Source organism: Pseudomonas sp. GM78 (genome assembly GCF_000282475.1).
Lineage (GTDB): Bacteria > Pseudomonadota > Gammaproteobacteria > Pseudomonadales > Pseudomonadaceae > Aquipseudomonas.
In genome coordinates, this window is sequence record NZ_AKJF01000074.1 from 97,708 (window position 1) to 121,044 (window position 23,337).

15 protein-coding genes and 1 pseudogene are annotated in these 23,337 nt (G+C 59.6%); 10 read left to right on the plus strand and 6 right to left on the minus strand.

Annotated elements, in window-relative coordinates; genetic code table 11:
* Positions 1-19 precede the first annotated feature (19 nt).
* Entirely contained in the window at positions 20-790 is a 771-nt protein-coding gene (locus PMI35_RS19880) for a ParA family protein (RefSeq protein ID WP_008058185.1), read from the plus strand.
* A gap of 129 nt (positions 791-919) precedes the next feature.
* On the opposite strand, the gene trxC is transcribed toward PMI35_RS19880, so the two are convergent.
* From trxC to PMI35_RS19860, 4 genes are all read right to left on the minus strand, one after another.
* On the minus strand, positions 920-1,354 hold the full coding sequence (trxC, locus tag PMI35_RS19875) for a thioredoxin TrxC (RefSeq protein WP_008058187.1): 435 nt from the start codon (positions 1,352-1,354) through the stop codon (positions 920-922).
* 72 nt (positions 1,355-1,426) lie between these two features.
* The gene (selO, locus tag PMI35_RS19870; RefSeq protein ID WP_008058189.1) at positions 1,427-2,890 is read right to left on the minus strand and encodes a protein adenylyltransferase SelO; all 1,464 of its coding nucleotides are present in this window, start codon (positions 2,888-2,890) and stop codon (positions 1,427-1,429) included.
* Positions 2,891-2,938: 48 nt separating this feature from the next.
* A complete protein-coding gene (gene mscK, locus PMI35_RS19865; RefSeq protein ID WP_008058191.1) occupies positions 2,939-6,289 on the minus strand; it encodes a mechanosensitive channel MscK in 3,351 nt (1,116 codons plus the stop codon).
* A gap of 34 nt (positions 6,290-6,323) precedes the next feature.
* Entirely contained in the window at positions 6,324-8,066 is a 1,743-nt protein-coding gene (locus PMI35_RS19860) for a potassium/proton antiporter (protein ID WP_008058202.1), read from the minus strand.
* 301 nt (positions 8,067-8,367) lie between these two features.
* Here PMI35_RS19860 and PMI35_RS19855 point away from each other — a divergent pair, with 301 nt between their 5' ends.
* From PMI35_RS19855 to PMI35_RS35885, 4 genes and pseudogenes are all read left to right on the plus strand, one after another.
* A complete protein-coding gene (locus PMI35_RS19855; RefSeq protein WP_008058204.1) occupies positions 8,368-8,598 on the plus strand; it encodes a hypothetical protein in 231 nt (76 codons plus the stop codon).
* The gene (locus tag PMI35_RS19850) at positions 8,595-8,894 is read left to right on the plus strand and encodes a cell division protein ZapA (RefSeq protein ID WP_008058206.1); all 300 of its coding nucleotides are present in this window, start codon (positions 8,595-8,597) and stop codon (positions 8,892-8,894) included. The genes PMI35_RS19855 and PMI35_RS19850 overlap by 4 nt, the downstream gene beginning before the upstream one ends.
* 145 nt (positions 8,895-9,039) lie before the next feature.
* Positions 9,040-10,071: pseudogene (locus tag PMI35_RS35880) on the plus strand (HAMP domain-containing protein); the annotation flags it as partial.
* A gap of 132 nt (positions 10,072-10,203) precedes the next feature.
* Positions 10,204-10,935, plus strand: coding sequence for a methyl-accepting chemotaxis protein (locus PMI35_RS35885; RefSeq protein ID WP_443217056.1), 732 nt, complete (start codon positions 10,204-10,206; stop codon positions 10,933-10,935).
* A gap of 116 nt (positions 10,936-11,051) precedes the next feature.
* Here the strand turns inward: PMI35_RS35885 and PMI35_RS19840 are convergent, their stop codons facing one another.
* Both PMI35_RS19840 and putA read right to left on the minus strand, forming a co-directional pair.
* Positions 11,052-12,854: an acyl-CoA dehydrogenase gene (locus PMI35_RS19840; RefSeq protein WP_008058209.1), complete on the minus strand. Its 1,803-nt coding sequence runs from the start codon at positions 12,852-12,854 to the stop codon at positions 11,052-11,054.
* Positions 12,855-13,073: 219 nt separating this feature from the next.
* Complete coding sequence (putA, locus tag PMI35_RS19835; protein ID WP_008058210.1) at positions 13,074-17,024, minus strand: trifunctional transcriptional regulator/proline dehydrogenase/L-glutamate gamma-semialdehyde dehydrogenase; 3,951 nt, start codon at positions 17,022-17,024, stop codon at positions 13,074-13,076.
* 462 nt (positions 17,025-17,486) lie between these two features.
* Here putA and putP point away from each other — a divergent pair, with 462 nt between their 5' ends.
* From putP to PMI35_RS19815, 5 genes are all read left to right on the plus strand, one after another.
* Positions 17,487-18,971, plus strand: coding sequence for a sodium/proline symporter PutP (gene putP, locus PMI35_RS19830; RefSeq protein WP_008058211.1), 1,485 nt, complete (start codon positions 17,487-17,489; stop codon positions 18,969-18,971).
* A gap of 414 nt (positions 18,972-19,385) precedes the next feature.
* Positions 19,386-19,715: a hypothetical protein gene (locus PMI35_RS19825; RefSeq protein ID WP_008058212.1), complete on the plus strand. Its 330-nt coding sequence runs from the start codon at positions 19,386-19,388 to the stop codon at positions 19,713-19,715.
* 282 nt (positions 19,716-19,997) lie between these two features.
* Positions 19,998-21,404 carry a PAAR domain-containing protein gene (locus PMI35_RS19820; protein ID WP_008058213.1) on the plus strand — a complete coding sequence of 469 codons (1,407 nt, stop codon included), beginning with the start codon at positions 19,998-20,000 and terminating at the stop codon, positions 21,402-21,404.
* Positions 21,401-21,784: a hypothetical protein gene (locus tag PMI35_RS0132520; protein WP_032831514.1), complete on the plus strand. Its 384-nt coding sequence runs from the start codon at positions 21,401-21,403 to the stop codon at positions 21,782-21,784. Before PMI35_RS19820 ends, PMI35_RS0132520 begins: the two co-directional genes overlap by 4 nt.
* Positions 21,785-22,459: 675 nt before the next feature.
* Entirely contained in the window at positions 22,460-23,296 is an 837-nt protein-coding gene (locus tag PMI35_RS19815) for a 23S rRNA (adenine(2030)-N(6))-methyltransferase RlmJ (RefSeq protein ID WP_008058214.1), read from the plus strand.
* The last annotated feature ends 41 nt before the right edge of the window (positions 23,297-23,337 follow it).

The following is a 23,337-nucleotide window of genomic DNA, read 5'->3' on the forward strand; positions in this document are numbered from 1 at the left end:
GATACACGGAGGTTTTGCAATGCGGCGCGTGGTGTTCAATCAGAAAGGTGGCGTGGGCAAATCCAGCATTGCCTGCAATCTGGCGGCAGTCAGCGCCAGCGAGGGTTATCGCACCCTGTTGGTCGATCTCGATGCCCAGGCCAACTCCACTCAGTACCTGACGGGACTCACCGGTGACGATATCCCGATGGGGATTGCCGATTTCTTCAAGCAGACCCTGTCCTCCGGGCCTTTCTCCAAAAAGAACCAGGTCGATATCTACGAAACGCCCTTTGATAACCTCCATGTCATCACTGCCACGGCCGAGCTGGCGGACTTGCAGCCCAAACTTGAGGCCAAGCACAAGATCAACAAGCTGCGCAAATTGCTCGAAGAGCTTGATGAAGATTACGACCGAATCTATCTGGACACGCCGCCAGCATTGAATTTTTATGCGGTTTCGGCGTTGATTGCCGCTGATCGTGTATTGATTCCCTTTGATTGCGACAGTTTTTCGCGGCAGGCGCTGTACGGAGTGCTGGCTGAGATAGAAGAGCTGAAGGATGACCATAACGAAGGCCTGGAAGTCGAAGGCATCGTGGTCAACCAGTTCCAGGCCCGCGCCAGCCTGCCGCAGCAAATCCTCGACGAATTGATCGCCGAAGGCCTGCCGGTGCTGCCGGTGTACTTGGGCAGCTCGGTGCGCATGCGCGAATCCCATCAGGCCAACACGCCGCTGATCCATCTCGACCCGCGGCACAAGCTGACGCAGCAGTTTGTCGAGTTGCACAATCTGCTGGAAAACACCTGATCTTTGCTGTCTGCACAAAACACTGTAGGAGCGAGCCTGCTCGCGATGGCGGTAGATCAGTCAACAGAGATGTTGAATGTAAAGCCCTCATCGCGAGCAGGCTCGCTCCTCCAGTGGTTCCGAAGACCTTCAGATCCCCTGGCTACGCAACCAGCTCATCAGCTGCGGTAACGGGAACGCCCCGCTCTGACGTGCCACTTCCCGGCCGTTCTTGAACAGAATCAGGCTCGGAATCGAGCGAATTCCCAACTGTGCCGACAATTGCTGGTTCGCCTCGCTGTCCAGCTTGGCCAGCCGACACTTGCCGGCCAATTGCCCTGCCGCCTGTTCGAACACCGGCGCAAACGACTTGCACGGCCCGCACCAGTCCGCCCACACATCCACCAAAAGCGGCAGATCGCCCTTGATCTGACTGGCGTAATCACCTTGCTTGAGTTCGAAGGGCTTGTTCAGCAGGACCTCGGCCTTGCAGCGTCCGCATTTCGGATGGTCGCCCAGGCGCTCGGCGGGAATGCGGTTGAGGCCGTTGCAGTGGGGGCAGGGGATGAGGAGTGGTTCAGTCATGAGGTATATCCAGTGAGAAGCGAGTAGTTCCTATCTGGAGCCACCCGCTCGGATTTTCAATCGCGTGGCACCTCACGACGAACAACTGATCTCCAGATGCTTGCCCCACTCCGGCGGCCTCTCGGCGTAGCTTTCCATCCCCGGTTGTTCCTCGAACGGCTTGCTCAGCACCGCATGCAGTCGTCGAACCTCTGAGTAGTCACCGCTTTCCGCTGCATCGATGGCCTTCTGCGCCAGGTAGTTGCGCAGGATGTACAGCGGATTGACCGCATGCATCCGGGCGCGCCGCTGCTCCTGATCCACCTCGCCTTCGCGGGCCACGCGGGCGACGTAAAGCTCGCCCCAGGCATCGAAACCCTTGAGGTCGACGAAGTCATCGCGCAAACGACCGACGGCCGCCTCGGGTGATTCTTCCCCCAGGCGCCGGAAGAACAGGCTGTAATCGACGCCGCTGTTCTGCATCAGTTGCAGCAGTTGTTCCAGCAGTTTCTGGTCGTCCTCTTCGGCGGTGGTCAGCCCCAGGCGGCGACGCATCAGATCCAGGTAATGGGCCTGGAACAGCGGCAGGTACAGGCCGAGGGTTTCGCGCAGGGCCTCGACGCTGATAAACGGCGTCAGGGCCTGGGCCAGGGCGCTGAGGTTCCACTGGCCGATCGGCACCTGGTTGCTGAATGAATAGCGGCCCTGGTCATCGGAGTGGTTGCAGATGAAATTGGCGTCGAAGTCGTCGAGGAAGGCGAATGGGCCGAAGTCGAAGGTAATGCCGAGAATCGACATGTTGTCGGTGTTCATCACGCCATGGCAGAACCCGTAGGCCTGCCACTTGGCGATCAGTTCGGCATTGCGCTCGACCACTTCACGGAACATTGCCAGGTAAGGCTCCGGTTGTTCCAGGCACTGCGGGAAATGCATGGCCAGAACGTGGTCACCCAGTACTTTTTGCTGCTCGGGCCGTTTGGTGTAGTAGAAATACTCGAAATGCCCAAAGCGCACATGGCTCGGTGCCAGGCGCAGGACCATGGCCGCGCGCTCCTGTTTTTCGCGCCAGACCGGGGTGTCGGAACCAATCACGCACAAGGCTCGGGTAGTCGGGATGTTCAGGGCCTGCAAGGCTTCGGAGGCGAGGAATTCGCGGATCGAGGAGCGCAGCACCGCGCGCCCATCGCCCATGCGCGAAAAGGGTGTCTGACCGGCGCCCTTGAGGTGCAGGTCCCAATGCTCGCCGGCCTCGTTGTACACCTCGCCCAGCAACAGGCCGCGGCCATCGCCCAATTGCGGGTTGTAGGAACCGAACTGGTGACCGGAATAGACCATGGCCCTGGGGATCGCGTCAGCCCAGAGCTTGTGCCCGCTGAACAGCTCGGCGAACTCTTGGGTTTCGGCCACTTCGGGGTCTAGGTCGAGTAACGCCATGGCAGCCGGGCTCGCGACTACCAGGCGCGGGTTATCGATAGGTTCAGGCAGCACGTGGGCAGAAAACGCATCGCCCAGGCGGTCGAAGCGATTGTCGAAGGTCAGTTCGTCGAGGGCTTTCAAGGGCCGACTCCAGCAGAATGTCCGAGCATTCTGCTGGGGAATGGCCGGTTAGTCGAGTTTGGCGGCAGGCGGTTCTTGCGCCGGTTTGCCGTCGACCAGTGGCACGATGGTTTTCGCTTCCGGTTCGATCGGCACCATCTTGTATTCCTGGCCGTGGAGATTCTTCAGGTAGACCTCCATCTGGCGGAACGAGATGTTGATGTGCTGCTTCTTGAACTCGCGGTTGATGAAGCGGTTGACCTCATCGAGCACCGGGTTGCGGTCGCCGAGGTCGCGTACATGCATGCGCAACTCGTGGTCGAGGGTGCTTTCGCCGAAGTTCAGGAAGTACACGTGCGGCTCGGGTTCCTTGAGCACCCGCGGATTTTCCCGTGCGGCTTTCAACAGCAGCTCTTTCACCAGGTCCAGGTCCGAGCCGTAATCGACCCCAAGCTTGAGCGTCACGCGGGTGATGGTGTCGGTCAGCGACCAGTTGATCAGTTGTCCGGTAATGAACGTCTTGTTCGGGACAATGATGTCCTTGCGGTCAAAGTCGGTGATGGTGGTGGCGCGAATGCGGATCTTGCTCACCGTGCCAGACAGGTTGCCGATGGTGATGGTGTCACCGATGCGCACCGGGCGTTCGAACAGGATCATGATGCCGGAGATGAAGTTGGCGAAGATCTCCTGCATACCGAAGCCGAGGCCGACCGAGAGCGCCGCGACCAGCCATTGCAACTTGTCCCAGCTCACGCCGAGGGTCGACAGGGTGGAGACGAAACCGATACCGGCGATCACGTAGGACAGCAACGTGGTGGTGGCATAGGCGCTGCCCTGGGCCAGGTTCAGCTTCGACAGCACGAACACTTCCAGCAGACCCGGCAAGTTACGCGCCAGGGCAAAGGTGATGCCGATGATGATCAGCGCGCCGAGCATGTCGCCGATGCTGATCGGCACCATGCTCATGTTGGCGCCGGTGCCGCTGGTGTATTCGTAGAGGGTGACGTTGTCCAGGTACGAGAACACCGTGATCAGGTCGGCCCAGACCCAATACAGCGCAGCGATGAAGCCGCCCAGCAGCGCCAGGCGGATCAGGCGCAGGGACTGTTCATTGACCTTTTCGATGTCCATCGTGGGTTCTTCAATGACCGCTTCGCCGTCGCCGGCCTCTTTCGCCGCCTGGCGTTTGGCCAGGGCGCGCTGGTAAGCCAGGCGGCGTGCCGCCACGCTCAGGCCGCGCACGAAGGTCGCTTCGATTACCAGCCAGAACATCAGCAGGTAAAGGGTGTTGATCAGCCGGTCACTGAGTTTGAGCGCGGTGTAGTAGTAGCCGAAGCACACGGCCACGAACAACGCGATAGGCAGCGCGGTAAACACGATGCCCAGGGCCTTGCGGAACAACGAGGCGTTTTCGTGGGTCGGGCTGCTGATCAGCAAGCGACTGAGCAGCCAGGTCATCAAGGCGTAGCAGATCAGCACCACCGGCATGCCGAGCACGTCATCGGCCAGTGCCGCCGGTTGCAGTTCCGCCACCGCCACCACGGTGACCAGCGCCATCACCACCATGCCAAGGCGACGGACCCAACCGCGCAGGAACTCCACCTGGGGTTTTTCCCAGCGGAAGTGCAGTTCCGCCACGCCAGCCGGCGCAAGGATTCGGTAGGCGGTGTAGAACACCAGCCAGGCTCCGGCCATTTGCAGCAATGCCGCGCCCATGCTCGCGTTTTGCCCGCGGGCGTCGATTTGCAGGGCCAGGCCACACAAGGCGAGGCCCAGGGACACCGGCATTGCCAGCAGGATGTTGATCAAAATCGCCTGGGGCGTGTGCCACTGGCTGTCACGCTTGAAGTGTCCGATGTCCTGGTGGACTTTGTTCAGGCGGGCATACAGCTGCTTGCGTCGCCATAGCAGTGCGCCAATCAGCAGTGCCAGCGGCAGGAACAACAGTGGGCGTTGGGTCAGGCCGTCGACCAATTCGCTCAGGCTCGAAGCCCAGGGCAGGCTATCGACCTGACGGCTCAGGCGCTCCGGCACAGTACGAAACCACTCCACATCCAGCGGCTTGTTGCTGGGAATCCAGAACATCTGCTCATCAAGTGTCGCCCGCAGGCTTTGCGCAGTGCTGAGCAGTTGCTTCTGGTTGAGTTGCAGGGTGATGGATTCGTTGAGTACTGCACTCAGTTCGCGATTCAGTCGTTCCAGCAGGTCGGCACGGGTGGTGGCCAGTTCCAGCAGGGTTTTGCGCAGCTGTGGCGTGACCTGCTCGGGCGGCTGGGTCGACAGCAGGTTGTCGACGTAGGTCGCCGGGTTGCTGAGCAGCTCCCGTTGCTGGCTGACCTCGAACTGATACAGGCGGATATCGGCGATCTGGTCCGCCAGGTCACGGTCGACCCGAAGGCGTGGCAAGGCTTGTTTCTGCTTGTAGAGAATCTTGGAGAGCAGCAGGCTGCCTTTGAGCACGTTGATCTGCTCGTCCAGGGCGGAATCGCTCTGGGTCAGGCTGTCCAGTTGTTGCTTGGTTTGCAGGTTCTTCTGCGTGACTTCATTGAGACGGTCGGTGCTTTTGAGCAGGTAGTCCGAGAGCTTCAGGTTGGCCGTGCTTTCGACAGCCAGCAGGCTGCTGCCACCGGCCTTCTGTGCTTCGATCGATTGCTGGGTGACCGTTTCCTGAGACTGTGCGAGGCGCTTCTGGTTGATCAGGTTTTGCAGTTCTTGAATTTCCTGATCCAGGCGATCGGACTTTTCCGTCAACAGATCATGCTGGCTGTTACCCAGGTCTTGCAGCTGGGTATTGCCCGCCAGCTCCTGGCGGCGCAGCGGGATCAGAGCGTTCAATGCCGTGAGCTCGGCATTGAGCTGGTCGCGCTGCTCGGCACTCAGGGTCTTGCCGGCGTCTTTGCCGGCCTTGAGGATGTTGTTGATCTGCTGGATGCGCGTCTGGCTGGCGGAAATTTCCGCTTGGGCACGTTCGGGGCGAGTCTGGGCGGTAATGATCAGGCTGTTGGCGTCGCCCAGGGCTTTTTGCAGATCGCTTTGCTGGGTCGCACGTTCGGTGAGCAGTTGCTCAAGTTGCTGGATCGACTCTTTGGCAAAACGTTGCGCGACCGGCACCACGCTGCTGGCCTTCAGGCGGGCCAGCTCACGCTGGTTCTCGATGGTCAGTTTGGGCGCGCTGGCCAGTTGTTGCTTGAGGTCGACCAGCTTCTGCTCGTAATCGCGCTTGTTGTTGAGCTGTGTCAGCGTGCTTTGCAGGACGGACTGCAGGGCCTTTTGATCGGCTTCCGGCAGTTTGCGGTCGGCGATCTTGTCCAGGCTCGCCTGCACGGATTCGCGGGTGGGTGGTTCGGCGGCTTGCAGCGTGCCGACGGAGAGGCTCAGGCCCAACAGGACCATGACGAAAAAGGTGCGCAGGCTTGACATAAAGACCGATCAAATACGAGGCGAAGAGTGGAGTTTAGAGGAAGAGTCCAGGACCCGGGCGACTTCCTTCGGGGAATCTGACGCCCACTTTGCCGATCTTGTTCCCCTCCATGACCGCAACGGTCCAGATGGTGTTGTTCCATTCAACCTGGTCACCGACCACGGGTGCACCCCCAACCTTCTGGGCAATGAAGTGCCCCAGAGACATGTCCGGATCGATGCCTTCGACCTTCAACCCGTACAGGGCGGCAACCGCGGCCAGCTGGGCGTCTCCTTCGAGTACGAAGTCACCGAAGAAGCGCAAATCGAGACCCCGTTGCGGTGCCTGGCTGAACAGTTTTCCAAGGGCCGGCAGGTTGTGTTCATGGCCAATAACACACAGCAAATCATCGACTTCGAGCACCGTACTACCCGACGGATGGAGCAGTTGTTCGCCACGAAACAGGGCAGCGATACGGGTACCTTCGGGCATTTTCAGCTCGCGAAGGTGCGAACCGATGCACCATTTTTCGGCACCGAGGCGGTAAACGAACAGCTCCCATTCGCTGGTGACGTGCACTTCCAGGGCCGAGCGGGAAATTGGCGCAGGCTCCGGTGGCACCGTCACCTTCAGCAGTTTGGCGATCCACGGCAGGCTCGTGCCCTGCACCAGCAGCGACACCAGCACGATGAAGAAGGCGAGGTTGAAGTACAGCTGGGCGTTGGGCAGGCCAGCCATCAGCGGGAACACCGCCAGAATGATCGGAACTGCGCCGCGCAATCCAACCCAGGAAATGAACGCCTTCTCGCGCCCGTGGAATGCCTTGAACGGTAGCAGGCCGACCATCACCGACAACGGCCGGGCAAACAGGATCATCCACAGCGCCAGTCCCAGCGCCGGCAGGGCAATCGGCAACAGGTCGTGGGGCGTGACCAGCAGCCCCAGCACCAGGAACATGCCGATCTGCGCCAGCCAGGCCATGCCGTCGAGCATGTGCAGGATGCCGTGGCGGCTGCGCACCGGCCGGTTACCGATAACCAGGCCGCACAGGTACACCGCCAGAAAGCCGCTGCCGTGCAGAGCGTTGGTCAGGGCGAACACCACCAGGCCACCGGCAATGACCAGGATGGGATAGAGGCCGGTGGCCAGGTTGATCCGGTTGACCAGTTGCAGCATCAGCCAGCCACCGCCCAGGCCGATGACGCCACCGATGCCGAACTCGCGCAGCAGGTGGGTCAGCAGGCTCCAGTGCAGGCCCGTCTGGCCACTGGCAAGCATGTCGATCAGGGTCACGGTGAGGAACACCGCCATCGGGTCGTTGCTGCCGGATTCGATTTCCAGGCTGGCGGTTACCCGTTCGTTCAGGCCCTTGCCGCCCAGCAGCGAAAACACTGCCGCGGCGTCGGTGGAGCCGACAATGGCGCCGATCAGCAGGCCCTGGATCAGGTTCAAATCGAACAGCCAGGCCGCGGCCATGCCGGTCAACCCGGTGGTGATCAACACCCCAACCGTGGCCAGCGATAGCGCCGGCCATAACGCCACGCGGAAACTCGATACGCGGGTACGCAAGCCGCCGTCCAGCAGGATCACCGCCAGTGCCAGGTTGCCGACCAGATAAGCGGTGGGGTAATTGTCGAAGATAATGCCGCCGCCATCGACGCCGGCCGCCATGCCCACGGCCAGGATGATCACCAGGATCGGGATGCCGAGGCGCGATGAAAGTGAACTCACCAGAATGCTCGCACCTACCAGCAACGCGCCGATCAAGAACAGGCTGTTGATGGTCGTCGCATTCAAAGGCAGTACTCCGGAAAGGCTGAAAGGCGGGCACAAACTGACCATGCAGTCTGCGTGCCATCGATTCTAACCTGTTGAATTGTGATGCTGTCAAAAAGCTTTGCAGGAGCGGTCGGTCGAAGTTCGTTGATTTGCGCCACGGCGACGAAGTGCAGGAACCAGATGGGCCAATCACAGTCTCTACAGTTCGCGAGAATGGTCACTGGTCAGGAAAATCAAGGCCTTGCGCCCGTATAACCCTGGCATCCACCGTGACTTTTCTTTATCGTACGCGCCCTTTGAAAATGCCCGGAAAATCAAAATGTTGGAAGCATCCCTAAGCCAATTGGAACAACTGGTCAGCGATCTGGTGCAACAAAACCAGACCTTGGTCAGCACTAACCAGACCCTGAGCGCCGAACTGGCCCAGGCCAAGGATGAAAACGAAAGCCTGCAACTGAGCCTGATGGAACAGGAAGAGAAACAAGGCGCCACCGTGGCACGCATCCAGGCCCTGGTTGAGCGCGTCAGCGCTGGCCCTGTCGGCGCATGAGTTACGGCGCAGGGGTAAAAGTCGTCTCGATCCTGGGGGAGGACTATTCGATCAGGGCTCCGGCCGGGGAAGAACAGACCCTGCTGGACGCCGCATTGATGTTGAAGGCTGCGCTGGCCGACACCAAGAAGAAGTACCCGACCCTGATCGGTGACCGACTGCTGGTGCTGGCGGCAATGAATCTGTGTTCCCAGCAGATCGAAATGCAAAAGCGCCACAAGCAGGAACTCGACCGTTACCAAGAGCAAGTCAGCGCCACGGTTGAAGTGATCTCCAAGACGATCAATCAGGCCTGATCGGCTTTGCGCACAACCAAAGAATAAATTGTCGGTTTAGTTGTATACAATCGGCACGGCTGTTGCAGTGTTTCAGCCTCTTATTCTTTGGGGGTGCTCCATGCAGTTCTGGCGACGCGGTATTCAGTGGCAGTTGATCCTGAGCATGGGCACCGCCCTGCTGGTCAGCATTCTGATCGTGGTTGGCGTTTATACCCTAGTGGTCAACCGCCTCGCCCAGCGCTATCTGGTCGAGCAGGCACTGCCGTCGAGCATCGAAGCGATGCGCAACGACATCGAACGCATTCTCGTGCAACCCCTCACCGCCGCCAAGGACATCGCCAGCAACAGCATGGTGCGTGACTGGCTGGCCGCGGGTGAAGACAGTGCCCAGACCGGCACATTCACCACTTACCTTGAAGGCGTGCGCGCCGAACACAAAGCCTTTACCGCGTTGATGGTGGGCACGGCGTCCAACCATTACTTCAACGAAAAGGGCCTGGACCGGACCCTCAGTCGTTCCAATCCCAAAGACGCCTGGTTCTATACGTTCCTCGACAGCGACCAGCCGCGCACCCTCAATATCGACAACGATGCGGCCACCGGAGAATTGGCGCTTTTCATCGACCTTAAAGTCGAGAAGGCCGGGAAGGTCGTGGGCGTTGCCGGGCTGGGCCTGAGCATGAAAGAGCTGTCCGAGCTGATCCACAACTTCAGTTTCGGTGAGCGTGGCAAGGTCTATCTCGTGCGCTCCGATGGTTTGATCCAGGTCCATCCCGAGGCGCAACTCAGCGGCAAGCGTACCTTGGCAGAACAGATCGGCGAGCCGGCTGCGCAAGCCGTGATGGGCCAGCTGTCTACCTCCAAGACGTCTGCGTTTGTGCGCGATGACGAAGATTTCCTGGCATTGAGCCTGCCCCTTCGTGATCTGGGCTGGACCCTGGTGGCCGAAGTGCCACAGTCGCAGATCTACGCCGAAGCCCGTCGCGCCATGTGGATGAGTGGCGCAATTGGCCTGGCGGTGGCCCTGGTGTGCCTGTTGCTGGTGGTATTGCTGGCCCGTGGGTTGGTACGACCGATTCGTCAGGTAACAGCGGCGCTGGTAGCTATCGGTAGCGGTGGTGGAGATTTGACCCACCGGTTAGATTCCAGCCGCGCCGATGAACTCGGTGGCCTGGCACGCGGCTTCAATCGATTCCTCGACAGCCAGCGCGAGATGATCGGTGAAGTACTGGCCACCAGCGAACGCTTGCGTACCGCCGTCGGCCAGGTGGCGCGGGTGGTGGACAACACCGCTGAGCGTTCCGGGCGCCAGCAGGAGATGACGGACATGGTTGCCACTGCTGTCCATGAAATGGGCCTGACCGTGCAGGAAATTGCGCAAAATGCCGGCAACGCGGCAGTCGCTTCGCAAAACGCCCGAGATGAAGCCATGCAGGCGCGGGAGGTGGTCGGCGGTTCGATCCGTCACATTGAAAGCATGTCTGACGAAATCGGTGTCGCCGCCAGCGCCGTTGCCGAACTGGCAGATCAGGTGGCATCGATTGATCAGGTGCTGGCGGTGATTCGCGGGATTTCCGAACAGACCAACCTGCTGGCGCTTAACGCTGCGATTGAGGCAGCGCGGGCCGGGGATATGGGGCGCGGGTTTGCGGTGGTTGCCGATGAAGTGCGTACGTTGGCTCGACGTACGCAGGCTTCCACCGATGAAATCCAGCAGATGATCGGCAGCCTCAAGCAGGGCGCGGAGAATGCGGTGTCGTCGATGCACACCGGGCAAGCGGCGACGGGCACGGGGGTGGAGTCGAGTCAGCGCACTGGGGCTTCGTTAGCGGCGATTACCGGGCAGGTCGAACACATCAGCGACATGAACCACCAGGTGGCGACGGCGACAGAAGAGCAGTCGGCGGTGACCGAGGAGATCAACCGCAACGTGCAGGGGATTTCCGATCTGGCGCGGGCGACGGCGGGGGAGGTCAGGGCTTGTCGGGAGGATTGCCAGACGTTGCAGCGGTTGGCGGATGATCTGGCGCGGCAGATGGGTGGGTTCAAACTCAGCTGATGTGTTGTCTGTGCTGGCGCCATCGCGAGCAGGCTCACTCCTACATTTGGAACGCAATTCCCTTGTAGGAGCGAGCCTGCTCGCGATTGGATTTCAGCTACTCCATAGAAGTTGGATCAGAACCACTCATCCTGCATGCCCAGGCAAACATCATCCCGCGCCTCAAGAATCGCCAACTCATGGTGGCAAGCCGGCACTTCCCACGTCAGGAAGTACCGCGCCGCCTGCAACTTACCTTTATAGAAGCCCACATCCGCCGCATTCCCATTGGCCAGCCCTTCCTCGGCACGAATCGCCTGTTCCAGCCAGCGCCAGCCAATCACCGTGTGGCCGAACACTTTCAGGTACAGCGCCGAGTTCGCCAGGCTGCTGTTGACCTTGCCCTGGGCCAGGTCCGTCAGTAGGTCAATGGTCACGGTTTGCAGGCGCGCCACCAGTTTCTCCAGCGGTTCACGCAATGCGCTCAGCGATTCATGGGCCTGTGCGCGCTCAGCGGTGTCGGCGATCAAGCGGATCAATTGCTTGAGCCCCGCGCCACCGTTCTGCGCCAGTTTGCGCCCCAGCAGATCCAGCGACTGAATGCCGTGGGTGCCTTCGTGGATCGGGTTCAGGCGGTTGTCGCGGTAGTACTGTTCCACCGGGTATTCACGGGTATAACCGTGGCCGCCGAGGATCTGGATCGCCAGTTCGTTGGCCTTCAGGCAGAACTCCGACGGCCAGGATTTGACGATCGGGGTCAGCAAGTCCAGCAGTTCATGGGCCTGCTTGCGTTCGGCTTCGGTCGCAAGTGTGGTGGTGTCATCGAACAGCCGCGCCGAGTACAGGCCGAGGTCGAAGGAGCCTTCGACGTAGGCTTTTTGCGTCAGCAACATGCGTTTGACGTCGGCGTGCTGGATGATCGCCACCGGTGCGGTGTTCGGGTCCTTGCTGTCGGGCACGCGCCCCTGGGGACGTTCACGGGCGTATTCCAGCGAGTAGAGGTAGCCGGCGTAACCGAGCATCACCGCGCCCATGCCGACGCCGATGCGCGCCTCGTTCATCATCTGGAACATGTAGCTCAGGCCATGGTGCGGCTTGCCTACCAGATAGCCCACACAATCGCCGTTATCGCCGAAGTTCAGCGCGGTGGAGGTGGTGCCGCGCCAGCCCATCTTGTGGAACAGCCCGGCCAGCAGTACGTCGTTGCGCTTGCCGAGGCTGCCGTCCTCGTTGACCAGGAACTTGGGCACGATGAACAACGAAATACCCTTCACACCGGCGGGTGCATCCGGCAGCTTGGCCAGCACCATGTGCACGATGTTTTCCGACAGCGGGTGGTCGCCGCCGGAGATGAAGATCTTGTTGCCCTTGAGTCGATAGGTGCCGTCGGATGCCGGCTCAGCCCGTGTACGAATATCCGACAGCGACGAGCCCGCGTGAGGTTCGGTCAGGGCCATGGTGCCAAAGAAACGGCCGTCGATCATCGGCTGCAGGAAGCGGCGTTTCTGCTCCTCGGTACCGAAACTTTCAATCAGATTCGCTGCGCCCATGGTCAGGAACGGGTACGAAGTCGATGCGGCGTTGGCCGATTGAAAGTGCGCGAAGCAGGCTTGCGACAGCAGGGTAGGAAGTTGCATGCCGCCGGCATCGAAACTGCGTGCGGCGTTGAGGAAGCCGGCTTCGAGGAAGGCATCCACCGCCGGTTTCACTTCCGGAATCAGGATTGCCTGGCCGTTTTCATAGCGCGGCTCGTTCTCGTCACCCTTGCGGTTGTGCGGGGCGAAGAACTTCTCGGCGATGTTGCGGGCGGTGCCGAGGGCGGCATCGAAGGTTTCGCGATTGTGTTCGGCGAAACGCTCACGCTGGGTCAGGCCCTCGGCATCGAGGACTTCATACAGCTCGAAAGCCAGATTGCGGGAACTGAGCAACGTCTCGGACATGGCGGCCTACCTTTTATTGGGATGGGCCGAGTCTAGGCGTGGGAATGGAGGGTGAACAGGATGATTGATCTTGGTGATGGAGAAGCAAAAGATCGCAGCCTTCGGCAGCTCCTACAGTGAAATGCATTCCAAATGTAGGAGCTGCCGAAGGCTGCGATCTTTTGATCTTGCTTCTGACAACGCCGGGCAACCATCGCAGTCACCCGGCTTTACTTCTGTTTAACCGATGGTCATCAGGCTGGCATTACCACCCGCCGCAGCGGTGTTAACGCTCAACGCACGCTCGATCACCAGGCGCTCCAACGCAATATTGGTCTCACCTTGCGACAAGCCCTGAACCCCGACAATCGCGCCGGCACGCTTGGCAACCTGCTGGCAAACCGCACGCAACTGGTCGGAGTGGCCGTGATGCAGAACCGCATCGATCACCACTTCGTCCTTGTTCCAGTCGGCAACCAGCTTGATGCGTGCCTGAATGTCTTTCGGCAGACGGGCGAGCAAGGCCTTGGTCAGTTCAGCTTCCGGCCATACCGCCGAACCGCCGACAGCCAGTACCGCAGCCAATTGCGTCAGCAGGTCGCCTTCGACTTCCGCCAGGCACAGTACGTGCTCACGCGGCAGGATCGCGTAGCTGTTGCGCTCGCCGGTCGGGCCGGCCAGCAAGCGGGTGATACCGCTTTGCGCTTGCGCGGCGAACTGCACGCACAGGGTGCTCAGGTCGGCAAACTTGTTGCTGTCAGCCCAGGCTTTCAGGGCGGTCAGCGGTTTGCCCATGGCGTCACGCAGACGAACGTCCGGTGCGGCAATCGCATCGCCACGGGCGAAGGATTGTTCGATCGCATCGGTAGGACGAGTCGAAAGCAGGCGGTACAGGTACAGCGGACCACCGGCTTTCGGGCCGGTACCCGACAGGCCTTCGCCGCCGAACGGTTGTACGCCGACCACGGCACCCACGATGTTACGGTTGACGTAGACGTTACCGGCATTGACGTTGTCGATCACCTTGGCGATGGTCTCGTCGATACGGGTGTGCACGCCCAGCGTCAGGCCGTAGCCGGAAGCGTTGATCTGGGCGATCAGTTGATCGATGTCCTTGCGCTTGTAGCGAACCACGTGCAGCACCGGGCCGAAGATCTCCCGTTGCAGTTCGTCGAAGCTTTCCAGTTCGATCAGCGTCGGCATCACGAAGGTGCCACGTTTGACTTCTTCGGCGTCGGCGATGGCCACTTGGTACACGCTGCGACCTTTGTCGCGCATGGCCTGGATGTGCTTCTCGATGCCTGCCTTGGCTTCGGCGTCGATCACCGGGCCGATGTCCACGGACAGGCGCTCAGGGTTGCCGAGGCGGCTTTCAGCCATGGCGCCCTTGAGCATTTCGATGACGCGGTCAGCGGAATCTTCCTGCAGGCACAGCACGCGCAGGGCCGAGCAACGCTGGCCGGCGCTGTCGAAGGCCGACGAAACCACGTCGATCACCACTTGTTCGGTCAGTGCCGAAGAATCGACGATCATCGCGTTCTGGCCACCGGTTTCGGCGATCAGCGGAATCGGACGACCCTGGCTGTCGAGGCGACCGGCAATGTTGCGTTGCAGCAGGCGCGCAACTTCGGTGGAGCCGGTGAACATCACGCCTTTGACGCGATCGTCGCCCACCAGGCCGGCACCGACGGTTTCGCCACGGCCCGGCAGCAGTTGCAGCACGCCTTGCGGAATCCCGGCTTCGAGCAGCAGGCGCACGGCTTGAGCAGCCACCAGCGGCGTCTGTTCCGCAGGCTTGGCCAATACCGGGTTACCGGCAGCCAGTGCCGCAGCCACTTGGCCACTGAAGATCGCCAGCGGGAAGTTCCACGGGCTGATGCACACCACAGGGCCCAGAGGGCGGTGGGCGTCGTTTGTGAAGTCGTTGCGCGCCTGCACTGCGTAGTAGCGCAGGAAGTCCACGGCTTCACGCACTTCGGCGATAGCGTTGGCAAAGGTCTTGCCGGCTTCGCGAGCCAACAGGCCCATCAGCGGCTGGATCTCGGCTTCCATCAGGTCGGCGGCGCGTTCCAGGATCGCGGCGCGTTCGGCCGGCGGGGTGGCCTGCCAGATCGGTGCGGCGTTCAGGGCGCACTGGATCGCGTTGTCCACGTCTTCGACGGTCGCTTCCTGTACGTGGCCAACCACGTCACGCAGGTCGGACGGATTCAGCACTGGCGCAGGGGTTTCAGTGCTGGAAACGCAGCCGAGCATCGGCGCGGCCTTCCAGTTGTTGTGCGCGGTGGCCAGCAAAGCACAGGACAGCGAAGCCAGGCGATGTTCGTTGGCCATGTCTATGCCGCTGGAGTTGGCGCGCTCGGAACCGTACAGGTCGCGTGGCAGCGGAATGCGCGGGTGCGGCAGGCCGAAGCCACCTTCCACGGTCGCCATCTGCTCGATGCTCGCCACTGGGTCGGCCACCAGTTCCTGGATCGAAATCGACTGGTCGGCAATACGGTTGACGAACGAGGTGTTCGCGCCGTTTTCCAGCAGGCGGCGTACCAGGTACGCCAGCAGGGTTTCGTGGGTGCCAACCGGTGCGTACACGCGGCACGGACGGTTCAGCTTGCCTTCGGAAACCTTGCCTACCACTTGTTCGTACAGCGGTTCACCCATGCCGTGCAGGCACTGGAACTCGTACTGGCCCGGGTAATAGTTCTGACCGGCGATGTGATAAATGGCCGACAGGGTGTGGGCGTTGTGCGTGGCGAACTGCGGGTAGATGACTTCCGGCACCGACAGCAGTTTGCGTGCGCAAGCGATGTAGGACACGTCGGTGTACACCTTGCGGGTGTACACCGGGTAGCCTTCCAGGCCTTCGACCTGGGCGCGCTTGATTTCGCTGTCCCAGTACGCGCCTTTCACCAGGCGGATCATCAGGCGATGACGGCTGCGGCGAGCCAGGTCGATCACGTAGTCGATCACGTACGGGCAACGCTTCTGATAAGCCTGGATCACGAAACCGATGCCGTTCCAGCCAGTCAGTTGCGGCTCGAAGCACAGGCGCTCGAGCAGGTCCAGCGACAGCTCGAGGCGGTCGGCTTCTTCGGCGTCGATGTTCAGGCCAATGTCGTATTGCTTGGCCAGCAGGGTCAGCGACAGCAGGCGCGGGTACAGCTCGTCCATCACGCGCTCGTACTGGGCGCGGCTGTAGCGTGGGTGCAGGGCGGACAGCTTGATCGAAATGCCCGGGCCTTCATAAATCCCGCGACCGTGGGACGCTTTGCCGATCGAGTGGATGGCTTGTTCGTACGAGGCCAGGTACTTCTGCGCGTCGTGTTCGGTCAGTGCGGCTTCACCGAGCATGTCGTAGGAGTAGCGGAAACCTTTGGTTTCGAACTTGCTGGCGTTGGCCAGGGCTTCGGCGATGGTTTCGCCGGTGACGAACTGCTCGCCCATCAGGCGCATGGCCATGTCGACGCCCTTGCGGATCATCGGCTCGCCGCTCTTGCCGATGATGCGGCTCAGGGACGAAGTCAGGCCGGCTTCGTTGTGCGTGGACACCAGCTTGCCGGTCAGCAGCAGGCCCCAGGTCGCAGCGTTGACGAACAGCGACGGGCTGTTGCCCAGGTGCGGGTGCCAGTTGCCGGTGCTGATCTTGTCGCGGATCAGCGCGTCACGGGTGCCTTTGTCCGGAATGCGCAGCAGCGCCTCGGCCAGGCACATCAGCGCCACGCCTTCCTGGGACGACAGGGAGAACTCCTGCAGCAGGCCCTGAACAATCCCTGCGCGGCCGCCAGCGCTCTTCTGATTGCGCAGTTTTTCCGCGATCGAAGCGGCGAGTTTGTTGGTGGCTTCAGCCGTCGGCGCCGGCAGGCGCGCCTGCTCGATCAGCATCGGCACCACTTCGGGTTCCGGGCGACGGTAAGCGGCGGTGATCGAAGCGCGCAGGACCGATTGCGGCAGGATGCTCTCGGCGAATTCGAGGAAACACTGGTGCGCGTGGTCGACGTGGACTTCGCCCGCTTCGTCAATATCCCGGACCATGCCGTTGAGCTCGGACAGGGTTGCACCACCCTCGAGTTTTTCCAGGTAATTGAAAATTGCCTGCTTGATCAGCCAGTGCGGCGTGCGATCAATCGAGGTCGCGGCAGCCTTGAGGCGTTCGCGGGTCGGGTCGTCGAGTTTGACCCCAAGGGTGGTGGTAGCCATGTTTTTATCCTCATGTTTGCCACGACTGCGTGGCATCAGCTGGCGCAAAGATTAGCCGCGCGATGAGAGAGGTGCAACCGGGTGCAACCCTTTTTTTGCTGGAATAAACGGCAGTTCGTCAGGAAATAAATTCTGGTACGTCAGTGCTGCATCGGGTTGGTGCTTTTTGGATTGGAGGGTGTCTGTTCTTGCTCCGAAAAGGAGCAAGAAACCCGCTATGAAATAAAATTCCGACTAGGTGCAACTTATTCTCAAGAAATGGGTTGCACCTTATTTGCTTTGTTGAATAGCATTCGCGCCCCAAGGTGCAACCAGTCATAAGACCGGTGTGCCGGCTGATGGCTTTCCTGGGGAAACATCAGTCATAAATGCGCGGGATCCCGGATCGTCCGTCAAACCTTAGCGTTTGCGTGCGGTTCACCAGCCGCAGCTACATAAAAACAAAGCCAGGGCATCACTTAAATGAGCGTAAGCAATCCAACCCTGATCACGTTCGTGATCTACATCGCAGCAATGGTGCTGATCGGCTTCATGGCCTATCGCTCCACCAACAACCTTTCCGACTACATCCTGGGTGGCCGTAGCCTGGGCAGCGTCGTGACCGCGTTGTCCGCCGGTGCATCCGACATGAGCGGCTGGTTGTTGATGGGCCTGCCGGGCGCCATCTACATGTCCGGTCTGTCCGAAAGCTGGATCGCCATTGGCCTGATCGTCGGTGCCTACCTCAACTGGCTGTTCGTCGCTGGCCGCCTGCGCGTGCAGACCGAGCACAACGGCGATGCGCTGACCCTGCCGGACTACTTCTCCAGCCGTTTCGAAGACAAAAGCGGCCTGTTGCGGATCATCTCCGCCGTCGTGATCCTGGTGTTCTTCACCATCTACTGCGCTTCCGGCATCGTGGCCGGCGCCCGCCTGTTCGAAAGCACCTTCGGCATGTCCTACGAGACTGCACTGTGGGCCGGTGCTGCGGCGACAATTGCCTACACCTTCGTCGGCGGTTTCCTGGCGGTCAGCTGGACTGACACCGTGCAAGCGACCCTGATGATCTTCGCCCTGTTGCTGACGCCGATCATCGTGCTGCTGGCCACCGGTGGCGTAGACACCACGTTCCTGGCGATCGAAGCGCAGGATCCAAGCAACTTCGACATGCTGAAAAACACCACCTTCATCGGCATCATCTCGCTGATGGGCTGGGGCCTGGGCTACTTCGGCCAGCCGCACATCCTGGCGCGCTTCATGGCGGCGGATTCGGTGAAGTCGATCGCCAACGCCCGTCGCATCTCCATGACCTGGATGATCCTGTGCCTGGGCGGCACCGTGGCTGTCGGTTTCTTCGGTATCGCCTACTTCTCGGCCAACCCGGCCGTGGCCATGCCAGTCAGTGAAAACCACGAGCGTGTGTTCATCGAACTGGCGAAAATCCTGTTCAACCCATGGATCGCCGGTGTACTGCTGTCGGCCATCCTGGCTGCCGTCATGAGCACCCTGAGCTGCCAGCTGCTGGTGTGCTCGAGCGCCCTGACCGAAGACTTCTACAAGACCTTCCTGCGTAAATCCGCTTCCCAGGTTGAACTGGTCTGGGTCGGCCGCGCCATGGTGCTGCTGGTTGCCCTGATCGCCATCGCCATGGCGGCCAATCCGGAAAACCGCGTACTGGGTCTGGTGAGCTACGCCTGGGCTGGTTTCGGTGCTGCGTTCGGTCCAGTCGTGCTGATCTCCGTGATCTGGAAAGACATGACCCGCAACGGCGCACTGGCCGGCATCCTGGTCGGCGCGATCACCGTGATCGTCTGGAAGCACTTCGAACTGCTGGGCCTGTACGAAATCATCCCTGGTTTCATCTTCGCCAGCCTGGCGATCTACATCGTCAGCAAACTGGGCACGCCGACTGCCGGCATGCTGCAGCGCTTTGCTGCTGCCGAGGCAGATTTCCGTTTGAACAAGTGATTGGGATGAGCTGAGGTTCTAACCTTTCGCAAAAGCGGCCCGTCTCCTACAGGAGGCGGGTCGTTTTTTTTGGGGGGAGGCCTACGAAATTTCCGGGCAAGGTCCTAGGACGTTTCCTTCAAGACGTAGCGGTTTCCATGAACTGGTGGTGCTTGGGTTTCATGGATAGTCTTTGGCGATCACTGACTATTCAGTGGTGGGGTGTAGGAACCCGTTAAGACCATGAAACGCTTTGGCGTCGACACTGATTTGCGGCCACTAACGTGCGTCCGTAAGATCTGTTGCGGCGGCTGTGCGCGGGCACGCTTCGGCGTGGTCGAGTTCTCTGGTCTCGATATTCCTACCCCGCGTATGGCTGCCACCCAAGCCTGTAGGAAGGCCGATGGTAGCCCCGCTTCTACCAGAGGTTAAAAAATGAAAACGACTCATCCTGATCCACCCTACGAAAAGCCGATCCCCCATCCCGACAACCGCTACATGGCATTGACCAGTAACTGCACCGACATGCCTACCCTGTTCGTCGACACCCACGCGCCACTCGACATCCTTACCGAAGCTGCAAACTACAGAATCCGAGCAGTTACCCAGGTGCTTGAGAACCTGTCCATGCGCGGTTCAATCGAGTGCGAGTCCTTCATCCTCAGCGACTTTGCCTTGCTCTGCGCCATTCCGTTGCGCGATGGTTGTGACGTGCTGGATGTAGTCGGGCGGCGGTTGCGGGCGCGGCCTTCAGCAGGGGCGTAGGCCTCGCCAATGGGCGGAATTCGTTCATGTAAAAAATGGCTCGCAGCTTGATAGTGCGGGCCTTTTTTTGGCAAGCCAGGACCGAAAACAGTCATTAGTCATCCAATAATCGTGGTCCTTTTCAGTATTGATCGTAAGGCATTTCCTGATTTTCTCGACCGTATTGAGTTTCCTCTCTGTCCACGTACTTTGCGTTAAGCCACTCATCCCGAGTCGGCTTATCGATCGTTAACAATGGCGCGCCTTCCATGACTGGGGCGCCCGAAGAGAGGGGGATCAGCAATGGCCAAAGGACATTTCATTTGCCTGGGTGACGAGACCACTTGCGGCGGCAAGGTTTTGGAAGCCGACACGCGCGTCATGATGTTTGGTATCGCCCATGCTCGAGAAGGCGACCGCGTTTCCTGCGGAAAAAACGACGAAACGTACAAGATCGTGGGAGGCGTCTCCTACATCAACAGTCATGGCAGGATCGTGGCGGGCTCGCTAGACAGCTACAGCACCTGTCCGTGCAGAGCCAGGTTGATTCCGTCGGTTTTCAACGCCACTTATGAATCGAACCACAGTGCTGCGCCCAATACCACAAGGGCCGCGTCCCAGCCCACCACACCTCTCGCCAGCAATCCGGCACCACGATCAGCCGGTTTCACGTCTGCGTCGAGCACTCCCAAACCAGTGCCCCTGGGCACAGCATCCCCGGAACCAGGCTTCTACATCGTGCCCAAGAGCACCACCCGCGAACAGCTCGAAGCCTCCTTGTTCACCCTGCGTGACCCGGCGGTGATGGGCAAATTCAAGTTGCTCAATCCCAATCTACGCGACGTCAAAGCCGGCTCGATGATCGTACTGAGCGATCCGAGCAACTACCAGTGCACCCGTGAAGAAGCCCTGCTCATGGACGTGGCGGCCAGGACCAACCAAGTGCTTGAAACGCTCAGCCCGGAAGAAGCGGATTTCATGGTGCAGCACCGTGATGCCATCCAGACTTTCTTGGGCCATGGCTCGACCGCAATCGGCGTCGGCGCGAGCATTCTCAAAAACAATCTGGATAACGTCAGTAAAACTCTGAGTGACATCGAAGCGCTTCATCAGCGTTCATTTTTACGAGATGGACATCTGAATTCACCGATTTTTTTTGCGGAGCGCCAACAGCTGTTCGCAAAACTCGATACTCATATGACAAGCCTGACACGAAAAGGTATTGGATTCCCTGATCATCCAAACTTAAAGCGTGCGCTAGGTATCTCAACTCGTAGCTTGGTTCACCGTTGGACCGAGGCCGGCAGCGCACAGCATATTCCGGGATACTCGACTCATCTTGAGGGCGCCGCCAGGGCTTCCAAATACCTCAAATATGGTGGTTGGCTAGGCACAGCTATTGGCGGAGGGGCGTCGGTTATGAAGGTGCAGGATGTGTGTTCGGCGGGAAATACCGAAGCTTGTGAGCGAATCAGGTTCACGGAAACGGGAAATTTTGTTGGGGGGATCGCAGGTGGTGCCATGGCGGGTGCAATATTAACTACTTCTGTAGTTGGTGGGCTTTGTATCGGACTGGGTGTGGCGACAGCAGGTGTCGGTCTGCTGGCGTGCAGTGTCATCGCGGTTGGCGTTGGTACTTATGCAGGCGGCACGCTAGGTGAGATGGGTGGCGAAATAATTGGCGAAATTGTCTATGAAAATTTGAAATGACTACTGCGGAACTGGTTGTTGGCAGTTTATGTGGAATAGTACTCGTTAGCATGTTTGTCTGGCTCGCGGTGGCGTTATACCTTGGCTACACAAAAACTGACGTCCTACTCAATTCCTTCAAGAACAGTTCTTCAGTCATAACCATTTCTATGCGCATACACAAGGGGCCTTGGGGAAAGCTGCAACTGGTGGGTTCAGTATGCAGCGTCGTTACATTTCCCCGCTTTTTTGTAAAACACGGTATCGCCGGTGCTGGAGATATAGAAAATTTCCCCCTTTCACTCAGGCGCAAGTTCATCGTCCTCATGTGGAGCGCTGTAGGACTATTTGCCGCTTTAGCGTTACTCGTCACGTTGTGGAAATCAGGAGTGCTCAAATAACTGATTCCGACATTTTGAACTGGAGTGACTGGACAATATTGGGCTCGGAGGAGTTGCGTCGGCCATGACGGTTCAGGATGAAAAGTTGGTGAGGATATCGCTGCAAACGATTATGAGGCAGTGAAGTGACTTTGAGTACAGCTGATAAATTATTTCTTGTAGTCGGACTGGTTGATTTCGGAGGGCTCATCGCATGCATTGGATTTACACTGTACCTGGCCTATACAAAGATGAATATCTTGCTGGGCTGTTTTAAAAATAGCCCTGCCGTTATAAGTCTTGCACCTCTAAGCTGCGGTGGGCCTTGGGGGCGATTAATGGTGGTAGGGGGGATTTCCGGGTTTGTGACATTCCCCGATTTCTACATTGAACGCGGGCGTATCAGTGCCGACGATATAACGAGTCTACCTTCGTCACTTAGATGTAGGCTCATTGTATTGCAGTGGTCTGCGATCGTTCTGCTATTGATCATGTTCTGCCTCGCAGCTCTGGTTGAAATGGAGATTTTCTAGTCGGCCTTTGCACTTGGGTGTAGGTGTAGCTACAAGATTAAGATCACGATCAAAAGATCGCAGCCTTCGGCATCTCCTACAGGGGAGGGGTGGCCACTCAGCCGCGAGGCCCTGACTTGCTGGCCGGTAAAAGGTAAACTTGCCGGCCTTCGCAGGAGCAGCCATGAATTATCGCCACGCCTTCCATGCCGGCAATCACGCCGATGTGTTCAAACACCTGACCTTGACCCGCCTCATCGCCCTGATGTCGCGCAAGGAGCAGCCGTTTGCCTATCTCGATACGCACGCTGGCATTGGCCTGTACGACCTTCAAGGCGATCAGGCCAGCCGGACCGGTGAGTACCTGGAAGGCATTGCGCGTTTGTGGGATCAGCCGGATCTGCCGATCCTGACCGCTGATTACATGCAGGTGCTGCACGAGATGAACCCGGATGGCCAGTTGCGCTATTACCCGGGGTCGCCGGAGTTGGCGCGGCGTCTGACTCGCCCGCAGGACCGCGTGTTGCTCAACGAGAAGCACCCGGAAGACGGCTTGCTGCTCAAAGACAACATGGCCGGTGATCGTCGGGTCAAGGTGCATCTTGGAGAAGGCTGGCATGTGCCGCGGGCGTTGCTGCCGGTACCGGAGAAGCGGGCGGTGATGTTGATCGATCCGCCTTTTGAAAAGCTCGACGAGATGCAGCGCTGCGCGGCGTCCTTGAAAGAGGCGGTTGGGCGGATGCGCCAGACTGTGGCGGCGATCTGGTACCCGGTGAAGGATCAGCGTGCGTTGCGGCGTTTCTATCAGGACCTGGCCGGTACCGGTGCGCCGAAGTTGTTGCGGGTCGAGTTGCTGGTGCATCCGCTGGATACGCCGAACAGCCTGAACGGGTCAGGTCTGGCCATTGCCAATCCGCCGTGGGGGCTGGAGGAAGAGTTGCGTGAGTTGCTGCCGTGGTTGTCCGAGAAGCTTGGACAGACCCAGGGTGGGTGGCGGATGGATTGGTTGATTGCCGAGTAGCAATTGCAACCGGCAGAACAAGCAAGATCAAAAGATCGCAG